Here is a 12,800-nt window from a genome sequence, read left to right on the forward strand (position 1 = left end):
GCCGGACTCACACCATTATAGGTATCGTTTGTCAACACATTCGGAACAGCAACTCCTCCGGTAAAGCCATTGGCCGTACCTGTATCAGTATTGGCGTTCATCACCGGTGCATCTACTGTTACGCTAACACTTGCGGTAGTTTTTTGTCCTGGGTTTAACTTATCTTCAATTTGATAAACTACTGTATAAGTTCCAGCAGGCGTGTTTGATGCTACATTAACAGCACCCGTTGCAGGGTCTAAAGTTACACCCGTATTGGTTGTTGAAACCTGCGTTAACGTAACATTCGTTAAAGTTGCAGGTGAACCATTATAAGTATCATTTGTTAAAACATTAGGTACAGCTTTTCCGCCAGTAAATCCGTTAGCATTACCATTATCTGCATTAGCCACAATGGCAGGAGCATTAACAATAATGGTTGCTGTTGCATTTGAAGTTAATGTAGGATTCACTTTATCCGCAATGCGGTATTCTACCGTATAGGTTCCGGCAGGTGTAGCTGGATCTACATTTACCGCTCCGGTTGTTACATCAAATTTGATTTTCGGATTAGATGTTGAAACCAAACTTAAGTTAACCTCATTTAATGTTGCGGTCGTTCCGTTGTACGTATCGTTAGTTAATACATTACTCACAGCTGTGCCACCGACAAAACCATTGATCGAGCCGGAATCGTTAGTCGCCAAGATACCTGGCGAAGTAACCGTAACCGTTACGTTAGCTGTAGTTTTCTGACCAGGATTTAATTTATCCTCAATTTGATAAACTACAGTATATGTTCCGACCGGAGTTCCAGCCTCAACCAGGATTGCTCCTGTTGCCGGATCTAATTTAACCTTCGCATTGTCAGAAGAAACCTGAGTTAAGGTCACGTTGTTTAAAGTTGCAGGGTTTCCATTATAAGTATCGTTAGCCAATACATTTGGAACCGCTGTACCACCAGTGAAACCGTTGGCATTTCCATTATCGGCAGTTGCCACCATTGCAGGTGCATTTACAGTAATGGTTGCCGTGGCAGTTGTAGATTGAGATGGATTTAATTTATCCGTGATGCTATAAACAACATTGTACGTACCAGCTGGGGTGTTGGCCGCAACGTTTACTGCACCAGTAGAGGTATTTAAAGTAACGTTAGGGTTCGTTGTAGAAACCTGACTTAATGTAACATTTGTTAAAGTTGCAGGTGCACCGTTGTAAGTATCATTAGTTAATACGTTTGGAACAGCAGTACCTCCCGTTAAACCATTTGCGGTACCCAAATCTGCGTTTGCAATAATTTGCGGCGCTGTTACCGTAACTACTGCATTGGCATTTTTCGTTTGAGCAGGATTAATTTTATCCTGGATTTGGTAAACTACAGTATAAGTTCCAGCAGGTGTATTAGCTCCAACATTTACTTTCCCGGTTGTCGGGTCTAAAGTGACGTTGTTATTGGTAGTTGATACCTGGCTTAAGTTCACATTATTTAATGTAGCCGGTCCGTTGTTATAAGTATCGTTAACCAATACATCAGCGATTGCAGTAGCGCCACTAAATCCGTTTGCTGTTCCGGCATCATCATTTGCCACCAATGCAGGTGCATCAACGGTAATGGTTGCCACGGCAGTTTTAGTTAATGTTGGATTTAATTTATCAGCAATTTGATAAGTAACCGAATATGATCCGCTTGGTGTACCGGCTGCAACATTGATTGTACCTGTAGCAGGATTTAAAGTTACGTTGGCATTTGTAGTAGAAACTTGCGTTAAGGTTACCACTGCTGTAGTAGCTACATTTCCATTGTAAGTATCGTTGGCTAAAACATTATTTACAGCGATGCCACCCGCAGCGCCGTTAGCAGTACCCGCATCATTGGCCGCAATCAAATCTGGTGCATTAACAGTTACTACAGCATTTGCTGTTTTTGTTTGAGTTGGATTTAATTTATCCTGAATCTGATAAACAACAGTATAACTTCCGGCAGGTGTACCCGAAGCTACATTTACCGCTCCTGTCGCTGGATCCAAAGTGACATTGGTATTGCTTGTGGATACCTGGCTTAAATTAACATTTGTTAAAGTAGCAGTTCCTGTATTATAGTTATCGTTCGCTAAAACGTTATCGATTGCTTTACCTCCAGCAAAACCATTAATGCTGCCAGCATCAGCGTTAGCGGCTAATGCAGGTGCAGTAACCGTTACAGTCACCGTTGCTGTTTTAGTTTGCGATGGAATAGGATTAACCTTATCCTGAATTTGATAAACGAGCGCATAGGTTCCGGCAGGTGTATTTGGATCTACATTTACAGCACCTGTTACTACATCTAATTTAACTTTTGTATCAGAAGATGATATTTGAGAAAGATTTACTTCAGCTAATAAAGCCGTATTTCCGTTATACGAATCGTTAGCTAAAACATTATCTACAGCTTTGCCACCGGTAAAACCATTAATAGTGCCGCTATCATTATTGGCAACAATTGCAGGTGCAGTGACAGTAACCGTTACACTTGCCTCTTTAAATTGACCTGGATTTAACTGATCAGCGATTCTATAAACAACTACGTACGAACCTGCCGGTGTATTTGCAGCAACGTTTATCGCTCCTGTTGTTGTATTTAAGGTAACGTTAGTATTTGTGGTTGATACCTGAGTTAAAGTAACGTTTGCCACGGTAGCAGGCGCACCATTATAGGTATCGTTTGCCAACACATTTTGTACAGCAACATCACCGGTAAAACCATTAGCCGTACCATTGTCAGCATTGGCCACAATCGCAGGAGCTGTTACAGTAACGGTTACGGTTGCATCTTTAAACTGACCTGGATTTATTTTATCAGCAATTCTATAAGTTAAAGTATAGGTGCCGGCTGCTGTACCAGGATCTACATTTACTTTACCGGTTGCAGGATCTAATTTAACTTTTGTACTTGTTGATGTTAATTGCGATAACACGACTTCATTAAGCGTAGCCGGATTTCCGTTGTAGGTATCGTTAGCCAAAACATTATCAACAGCACCGCCACCGGTAAATCCGTTAACAGTACCATTATCATCGTTTGCAACAATTGGCGCCGCAGCAACTACAACCGTTACAGTTGCTTGTTTAGATAATGTTGGATTGATTTTATCGGTGATCTGGTAAACAACAGTATAGGTTGAGGCAGGCGTACCAGGATCAACATTAACCGCACCAGTTGCCGGATCAACATTTACACGTGGATCAGAAGTAGATACGCGTGATAAAGTTACACCAGCTAAAGTTGCTGTGTTTCCATTGTATTTATCATTAGCCAGCACATTGCTTACCGCTATCCCACCCGTGAAACTATTTGCGGCGCCATTATCAGCATTTGCAATTAATTCCGGAGCTTCAACAGTAATCACCACTTGAGCCGTTTTCTTTTCTGTCGGATTTACAAGATCAGTTATTTCGTAAACTACCGTATATGTACCTGCAGGTGTACCTGGTGTAACAGTTACTTTTCCCGTAGCTGGATCAAGCTGAACTTTTGGATCTGATGTAGAAACCTGGCGCAAGGACACCTCATTTAAGGTAGCAGTATTGCCATTATAACTATCGTTTGCCAATACATTCTCGATAGCAGTACCGCCCGTTAAACCGTTGATTGATTTTGCATCATCAACAGCAACCATGGTTGGTAAACCAACAGTTACAGTAACAGATGCAGGAGAGCTTAAAGTTGGGTTTAATTTATCTACGATTTCGTAATTTAAAGTATATGTGCCCGCTTTTGTTTTTGGAGCAACAACAACATTGCCGTTAGCAGTATTTAAAGTGATCCTCGGATCTGAAGCGTTTACAAATCTTAAACTGACAGTAGTTAAGGTTGCAGGATCGCCATTGTAAGTATCATTGGTTAAAACGTTATTTACGGCTACCCCACCCGTGAAACTGTTTGCGTTTCCGGTATCATTATTGGCAGCCAATGCTGGTGCATTAACAATAACCGTAGCAACCGCCTCAGCAGTTTTGCTGGCATCCAATAAATCGATAATCCGATAACGAACATTGTAAGAACCTGCAGCTGTATTTGCCGCAACGTTTACTTTTCCCGTTGCAGGATCGATCGTTACATTATTGTTGGTGGTAGAAACCTGTTCAATTTTTACGTTGCTTAAAGTAGCTTGCTGTCCACCATTAACATTGTCATTTACCAGAACGTTATTAATAGCTGTTCCACCAGTAAAGCCGTTTGCTGAACCTGAATCGTTATTGGCAAGGATGTTTCCTGAACTAACATTCACCGTAATTTTTGCTACCGATGATTTAGTAGCATCTAACTTATCAGTAATTCTATATTCGATAACATAAGCACCCGCAGGCGTGTTCGCCGCAACATTTACTGTTCCATTGGCAACATCTAAAGTCAGCTTTCCAGGTAAGGCATTACTAACTTCGCTTATGGTTACCGAACTTGTAGTTGCAGCATTGGCAACACCGTTATAGGTATCATTAATTAAAATATTTGGAGATGCTACACCACCAGCTGTACTGGCTGTAACCGCATCGTCAACAGCTAAAATTGTTCCTGTGGTAACCGAAACAACTGCATTCGCCTGAGAAGTTTTAGTATTATCGAGTTTATCAGTAATGGTATAGCTGATGGTATAAGTACCAACAGGTGTTCCAGCTGCTACAGAGATTTGACCTGTCGTGGTATTTAAAGTAACCTTACCATTGCTGTTGTTGGTATTCTGACTGATCGTAACATTATTTACAGTAGCTGAGTTGGCAACACCGTTGTAAGTATCATTTGCTAATACATTTAAAACGTTTGCGCCTCCGTTAGCACCGTTTGTGGTTACCGCATCATTTTGCGCCAGAATAGTACCATTGATCACAGTGATTACCGCATCAGCTGTTGAAGTTTTGCTGTTGTCTAACTTATCTGTGATGGTATATTTAATGGTATAAGTACCTACCGGAGTTGCCGGGTCTACGGTAACAAATCCAGTAGCTACATCAAGTTTAACCTTACCTCCACTGTTATTTGCATTTTCAGCGATGGTTACGTTCGCTGGAGTTGCTGAATTGGCAATACCATTATAAGTATCGTTTGCTAAGATATTTAATCCCGTTGCATCACCCGTGGTACCATTTACAGTCTTCGCATCATTCTGTGCCAAGATGATACCATTCGCAACGGTTACGGTAACCGTGATTTCATCAGAAGTTACGCCATTTGAAGTAAGTCTGTATTTATAGGTATCCGTTCCGATGTACCCAGTTACAGGAACATAGTTTACTGTTCCATTTGCGATTACACTTGCAGTACCATGAGCTGGAGGCGTAGAGATACTAACCGTGGCAGTTGCAACTGCTGCACCATCATTAACTCTTACATCGTAATTTGTTGTGGTATTGATAGAAGTACTATAACTGTCGTTTACCCCTGTTGGTTTAACTGTAACCGTTGCACTCTGACCAGTCACCGCACTGCTGCATCCATTGGCATCAGAGATATTAACTAAATTATAAGTAAATACACCAGCAGCAGCTGTAGTTTGTGTTATGGTTGCACTCGAAGTGCTGCTATTAAGCGTGTTATTTGAACCACCGTTGATGGTATATGTGAATATAAACGGCGCTCTTCCTGTAGCAGTAAAAGTTACATTCGGATTTGTTGCGCCGATGTTGACCGTTGTCGTACCAGAAATTATAGCAGTTGGTAATGGATTTACGGTTACCACTACACCGTTGGAAGCTGGACTTGCACAGCCGTTCGTATTGGTCGTAACAACGGTATATGTTCCAGATGTAGTTGCCGTGTAAGTTTGATTGATTGCTCCGGAGATGGCACTACCACTCCTGAACCATTGATAAGTTGTTCCTGTTGTTGAGGTTAATACCACACTTCCACCAGTACAGAATGTGGTCGTTGTGCTCGCCGTTGCAGTTGCTGCAGGTAGAGCATTAATGGTAATGTTTGCAGTTGTCGTATTAGCACATACACCATTGTTAAAGCTATAAGTTACGGTGTAAGTACCAGCAGTACTCGCACCAAGATCAATGGCGCCGGTTGATGGATTAATAATTAAACCTGTAGAAGAAGAAGTATATGTACCATTTGCAGTTCCCGTTTGCGTGACTGTTGCTGTACCGGTTGCACAATATGGTGTTGAGCCATAGCTGATGGTAGCGGTTGGTAAAGGGTTTACTGTAACCGAAGTATTAGCAGAAGCTGCACTTGAACAACCCGTAGTAGTTACAACAACATTGTAGTTTCCGGAAGTAGTTGCCGTGTAGGTTTGATTGGTTGCACCGGAGATTAACGTTGCTCCGTTATACCATTGGTTTCCGGTAGCTGATGAAGAAGTTAATACAACGTTTCCACCTGTACAGAAAGTAGTCGGACCACCTGCTGTTACAGTTGGTGTTGCAGGTATTGGATTCACTGTAACTGAAGTACTGGCGGAAGGAGCACTTGAACAACCCGCAGCTGTTACAACAACATTATAATTTCCAGAAACAGTTGCAGTATAAGTTCTGCTGGTTGCTCCGCTAAGCAATGTTGTACCATTGTACCATTGGTTACCAGTTGTTGCTGATGAAGTTAATACAACGCTTCCCCCGTTACAAAAAGTAGTTGGTCCGCCTGTAGTTACCGTTGGCGTGGCAGGTGTTGGATTTATTGTAATAGCCTGTGTTCTGGCAGCACTTGTACCACAAGCGTTGGTGGCCGTTACTGATAATGTACCGCTGGTTGCGCCAGCAGCAAAAGTAATCGTAGTAGACGCAGCATTGGGGCTGGCAATAGTGGCACCCGACCCAGAATAAGTCCAGGTGTAGGAAGTTGCATCAGCAACAGCAGCAACAGAATAAGTTTGAGCAGGTGATGGCGAACATATGGAGGTTGCACCAGTAATTGCACCCGGTTGCGCCGGTGCAGGATTTACCAGTGTTGCAGAAAGCGCTGGAGAACTACAAGTTCCTGTAGAAACCACAATATTTGCATAAACGCCAAAACCCAAATTTGGTATGGTAATCGCATTATTTGTGGGTGTGGCTATAATTGCTGTTTGAGCTGCACCACCTTTTGTATAATTGACAGTATAAGTAATTCCATTTGTCAAATTACCAAGAACAATCTGTCCGTTTGTACCATTACAAATGGTTGGACTTGTAGCGTTGATTGTTGCTGCGACCGACACTGCAGATGCCGTAATTGTAAATGTTTGAGGAGCAGATTTATCTACTCCGTTGTTAGCTGTACCACCGTTATCTTGCGCTATAACGGTAACTGTAACAGTTCCAGAAAATGTAGACGCCAATGTATAAGTTAGGGTACCAGCCGATGAAACAGCTGGGGCAGTTGTAAATTTAGCTGCATCAGCGGAAAGAACGGTTACCAGGAACGATACGACCTGGGTTGATTCGTTCGGCGGACCTGGAGATATTGCCGTAGCCCAGTTTGTTATACTTTGTGCAGTAGCACACTGCGCAACCGACTGGTTTGCACCTGCCGTGAACGAAGGTGCATCATTTACAGGGGTCACAGTTGCTGTGATGTCAGCCGCATTACTTTCCAAACCTTCATCATCTTTTACTGTATATCTGATTACAGTCGGGCTTCCATTATAGTTTGCAACTGGAGTAAAGGTTACTATGCCAGTTGTGGTATTAACAGTCCAGGTACCCTGATTAGCAATAACAACTGTGGTTTTCTTCACATTATCAGCAGGGTCAATTAACAATACCGTCGATTTGTTGATCGTTGTGTTACCATCAAGATCTGTATCATTAGCAGTTACATCAAAGGCAATCGGATTATCTTCCAACCCAGTTTGACTATCTGCCACCGCCACAGGAGCAACACCAGTTACATTAACACGGTCAACAACTGTTGCACAGTTAGCAGGCGTTAATTTATCGCACAATTGATAAGTTACATTGTAAGCTCCTCTTGGGGTTAATGCAGCAACAGTAATGGCGCCTGTAGTTGGATTTAAGGCAATACCAGTTGGCCAAGTACCCGATTGTGCAACGGTAGCATTACCTGAATTTCCTAATGTTGCTGGTGCACCGTTTACGGTGTCGTTAGCTGCCACATTGGCTACTGCGGTAGTACCAATTACGCTAACGGATACACTACCACTTTCTGTAACAGGAATAATGCTTGGAGCAACCGAAACACCGCTGTTTACGGCGATGTTATTACAGCCGAAAGGCCTTGTAGCAGTAACTGTGCTTGCTGGCACATTGCCAGTACATTCAAGCTGTGGGTCAGAAGGAACGCCTGTTGTGTTCGGATTAGTTGCATCCGGGTCAGTAACATCCGCAGGTCTTAAAATTGACGCTTGAACCGTAAAAGGATTATTAATGGTTGAAGTAGAAACTGCCTTTATTTGTACGGTATAAGTTACGGTACTATTATTGGGCATATTTAAGGTTGAGTTAAACCTAAGTTTATCTGCTGATATGGCTCCGCCAGTATTTGCTGTTGCGCTTAGAGTGGTGTTCGTAACATTAGCAGAAACAACTTCAAAGCCAGATGGAACAGTAAATGCAAATGGTGCAGTGGTCACATCACTCGGACCAGCATTTTTAACAACGACATTATAAGACACATTACCGCCAATAGTCATGCTCGTAGAAGTTGGGGTAATGCTGGTTACTTCAAGATTAGCTGTTTTAACTACAACGTTTGTATTTTTAGTATCCGATCTACCAGTAATAAAACTCCAGGTATCCATCCCCCGTTCGTCTCCAAAACTTCCAGCATAGGTTGAGGTATTGGTAGCACCTGCACCCCAGGTATGTCCGGCAGTTACGCTAGATCGTCCATTAGGAAATACAAATTGACTCGCATTTTTAGGATCACTAATAGCACCATCAGCCGTATTATTAAAATCAGAATCATCCCAATAAACAATATCGCTCCTAACTGTACCATTATCGTTTAAAAGTTGGATTTGAGTACCTCCAGGATTAAACTCCATATCAATAAATGGAAAATGCACTTCCGCACCTTGGAGGGTAACATCTATTTTCGCAGGAGAAGTTCCAGCAGGTAACGGGGTGCCATCACCAGATTTACCATCCCAAAATACTGAAGTAGTACCTACATTCGAATATCCTGTTAATACTCTGGTAACAAAATAACCAGGTGATCCACTTGCTACTGGGCTTGATATAGTTACTGTATAAGCTCCAGCAACCAATGCATCAAATTTAATATTTCCACCCTTATTACTGACCTGTCCAGGCTGGCCCTCTATACCAACCAATTCTACATTACTAATTGTAGGAGGTGTACTAGCCACCCTTAACCAGGTAGAATTTTTAGGATTAACGCTAGCTAAACTACTAAGAGGCACTGCTCCGATAGCACTCGCTGGTAAATCGGAACTTGGTACTGTATAAAAGATTTTATGCGTGATATCTGTTTCGGTATCTGCAAGATTAGGGTCATGGCTTTGACTAGCAATCACAGAAACTGCCTCAGATTGCGGTGTAGATATACTTTTATATTTAGGATTTTTGTTCGCATCAACAAAACCTTTATTATTGACAAAAAATGAAAACTGAATTCCATTATTGCCATTATTATTTACTTTATATACATACCCATCTTTGGTTAAAACATAGACAACTCCAAAGAAACCTTCACTTTGAGTGTAGCTTGGCTGAATATCAAGGCTTAGGGAATTTACCCATACCCTTCCGCTTACGAATCCTGTGTTTGAAGTATTAATGACAGATACATCCCATGCCGAAATCATTGCATTTGTTGTCGTTGTCGATTGTGTCCATACATCCGCAGCAGTAGTTTCACGACTATTACCAGCGGAGGTTTCTCCTCCCCTAGACACAAATTCTACTTTATAGATACCATCTCTACCAGCAGGAACCTGGTAATATATTGGAGTGTATCGATTTGCTATTGACCCACCGAACAACTGCGGACCAGCTACTTCATTTAATCTTGCATCAATTAAACCGTCCGAATTTCCGGTAACTGGTGTATAAATGATTGGAGCGGAATTATCAATTAGAGTTAATTTTATTCTTGCATTATTGTTGTTGGTTGCAAATCGGAAAGCGCTATTAGCCATCGTAATTCGTTCACCAGCTTTTGCATATACATAGTGTACCCCTAGATTCGCATATGGCGAAGCAAAACTCGGAGTTGTAGAAGCCCTTAGTTTAGCTCGACGTCCAGTACTATTAGGATACAAATCCTTACTCCCATCGGCAAAAACATCTTGCATCCCGGCGGAAAGAAATAAAAGTACAAAAACAAGGAAACGGCTAAAACATTTAACGAATTTTTGCGTTAAACTAATGTTAAAACAAGAATAATTTCGTGTGAAGCCACACGAATAAAGTAGAGTTTTATTCATACACGGGACGATAAGAGCTGCAACAATTGGGATGATGCAATTTTATAAGTCTGTTGGTTATAAATTTCTCACGAAATTTTAAACCTTCCGGTTTTAAAAGCCTTTAACTTTTATCACCTCTGCTTACAGGCATAGCAATTCTGCTACGAAGATATTATAATGCTTTGTCAAATTAATGTAACGAAATATTTATGTGTATTATTAGTTCTACACGCGTTTAATATTTTGACTTATCCAGAAAATAAAGGCTGTTTATAGCCCATCTGAGGCTAATGAAATTGCCTGAATCCATAAGATCATTTGACTTATGTCAATTCTAATTTTACAACCAGTAGTTGTAAATATAATTTAGTCGTGATTTTGTAAGGTAAAATAATAGATTTCAATCTCCATCGAAATTTCTATAGCTGATTCCATTAAAGACTTTTGGTTTAAATCGTTCTCGATTTGAAAAATTTTAATGTCTAAATAAAACGCTACCTTACAAACAATTGCGCATCATATATGTATTGTTAACATGAAATTTATACTTCTGCTGATGATCACTTTATTGGGTATCGGGTGTCATAACACAAATCCAGAACAAGGCGCCGGAGGAATCAAGGTAGACAAACCAGTAACGCTATCAAATGATGCAATCGTTGATTCAACCAGAGCCCTTATCGATCAAAAGTATGCACTACGGAAAAAATTGAGCGAAGGAAAGATAACCGAAGCTGCGTTTAATGAACAAAATACGATGCTTAATAACACTTTCAAAGTGCTTTTCAATAGCCTTTCACCAGCTGATACCTTAAAGATTGCAAGTTACCAAAAAGAGAAAGCACAGGATGCTGAGAAAGATTCCATAAAATCAAATAAGGCGCCAAGATGGGAATAAACAAAAATGAAAATAGTAAAGATGCGCCGAAGCCGGTTGGCAAATTTGCGCAAACATTCATTAGCCTTTACGAAGTTTTTAGCTTTATAGGTCGCTTTTTTAAGGAAGCATTTTTCCCGCCGTATGAGTTTAAAGAATTGATGCGGCAATGTTATGAAATTGGCTATCGCTCTGCGCTGCTGATTTCTACTACAGGCTTCATCACAGGATTGGTTTTCACAAAGCAATCTCGTCCCTCGCTTTCTGAGTTTGGTGCAACGTCATGGTTACCCTCACTGGTGGGCATCGCCCTTTTAAGAACTTTGGCTCCCCTACTTACCGGTCTCATCGCAGCAGGGAAAGTAGGATCAAGCATCGGGGCTGAATTAGGATCAATGAAGGTGAGCGAGCAAATTGATGCGATGGAAGTTTCAGCAACCAATCCTTTTAAATTCTTAGTAACCACACGGGTACTTGCAGCAACGATCACCATGCCTATTCTAACTTTCTATACCGCTATGGTAGGGATGTTAGGTGCTTTGTTAAATGTTTCTGTAAATGAGGGCACAAGTGCGACTACCTTTTTTCAAAGCGCATTGGAAAGCATCACGTTTTTAGATATTATCGCTTCGACCTTCAAAGCCATTTTATTCGGATTTACCATCGCTATAGTAGGTTGCTACCAAGGGTACAATTCCTCGAAAGGAACCGAGGGTGTGGGTAAAGCAGCAAACTCCTCTGTAGTAACCGCTATGTTTTTGATTTTTATTGAAGAGGTGGTTTGCGTTCAGATATTCAGTCTTTTTAACACTTAACAGCAAATGGTACAGAAAGAAAATATACATACAGATGCGGAAAAGGTAATCGAGATTAATGGACTCTACAAAGCTTTTGGCAGTTACCAGGTACTTGAAAACGCGTCTCTTGATTTGTATAAAGGCGAAAATTTGGTGGTTTTAGGAAAATCTGGGACAGGAAAATCGGTACTCATCAAAATTATCGTAGGCTTACTTCGTCCTGATTCTGGATTAGTGAAAGTGCTGGACCACATCGTTGATGAAATCTCTTACGAAGAACTTTTGGCCTTGAGGTTAAGAGTTGGTTTCTCCTTCCAGAACAGTGCGCTTTATGATAGCATGACCGTAAAGGAAAATCTTGAGTTTCCACTGGTAAGAAACCGAAGAGACATGGGTAAAAGCGATGTAAATGCGCTTGTGGAAGAAATGCTCGATGCGGTAGGTCTCTCTCAAACCATTAATCAGATGCCTTCAGAACTTTCTGGTGGTCAGCGAAAACGAATTGGCATAGCCAGAACTTTAATGCTTAAACCTGAAATTATGCTTTATGATGAGCCAACCGCTGGCCTCGACCCCATTACATCAAAAGAAATAAACAAATTGATTAATACAGTACAGGAGCGTTACCACACCAGTGCAATAGTGATTACACATGATTTAACCTGCGCTAAAGAAACGGGAAACCGAGTAGCCATGCTCGTGGAGCGAAGTTTCGAACGCCAGGGAAGTTTTGAACAGATCTTCAATACTGGCGATCCACAGGCACAACCATTTTTTGACTACAACTTTATACAATAA

4 protein-coding genes are annotated in these 12,800 nt (G+C 41.3%); 3 read left to right on the forward strand and 1 reads right to left on the reverse strand.

What is annotated here, in order from left to right; all coding sequences use genetic code 11:
- On the reverse strand, window positions 1-10,346 hold a 10,346-nt coding region (locus EA772_RS19225), incomplete at its 3' end, for an S-layer family protein (protein ID WP_210405055.1).
- A gap of 517 nt (window positions 10,347-10,863) precedes the next feature.
- On the opposite strand from EA772_RS19225, the gene EA772_RS19230 reads away from it, so the two are divergent.
- From EA772_RS19230 to EA772_RS19240, 3 genes are read left to right on the forward strand one after another with little or no spacing between them, the layout of a single operon-like run.
- Window positions 10,864-11,226: a hypothetical protein gene (locus EA772_RS19230; protein ID WP_124914576.1), complete on the forward strand. Its 363-nt coding sequence runs from the start codon at window positions 10,864-10,866 to the stop codon at window positions 11,224-11,226.
- A complete protein-coding gene (locus EA772_RS19235; protein ID WP_124914577.1) occupies window positions 11,217-12,020 on the forward strand; it encodes an ABC transporter permease in 804 nt (267 codons plus the stop codon). The genes EA772_RS19230 and EA772_RS19235 overlap by 10 nt, the downstream gene beginning before the upstream one ends.
- Window positions 12,021-12,026: 6 nt before the next feature.
- Window positions 12,027-12,800, forward strand: a complete 774-nt coding sequence (locus EA772_RS19240; RefSeq protein ID WP_010603052.1) for an ABC transporter ATP-binding protein — start codon at window positions 12,027-12,029, stop codon at window positions 12,798-12,800.

Source organism: Pedobacter sp. G11, from assembly GCF_003860265.1.
Taxonomy (GTDB): domain Bacteria; phylum Bacteroidota; class Bacteroidia; order Sphingobacteriales; family Sphingobacteriaceae; genus Pedobacter; species Pedobacter agri.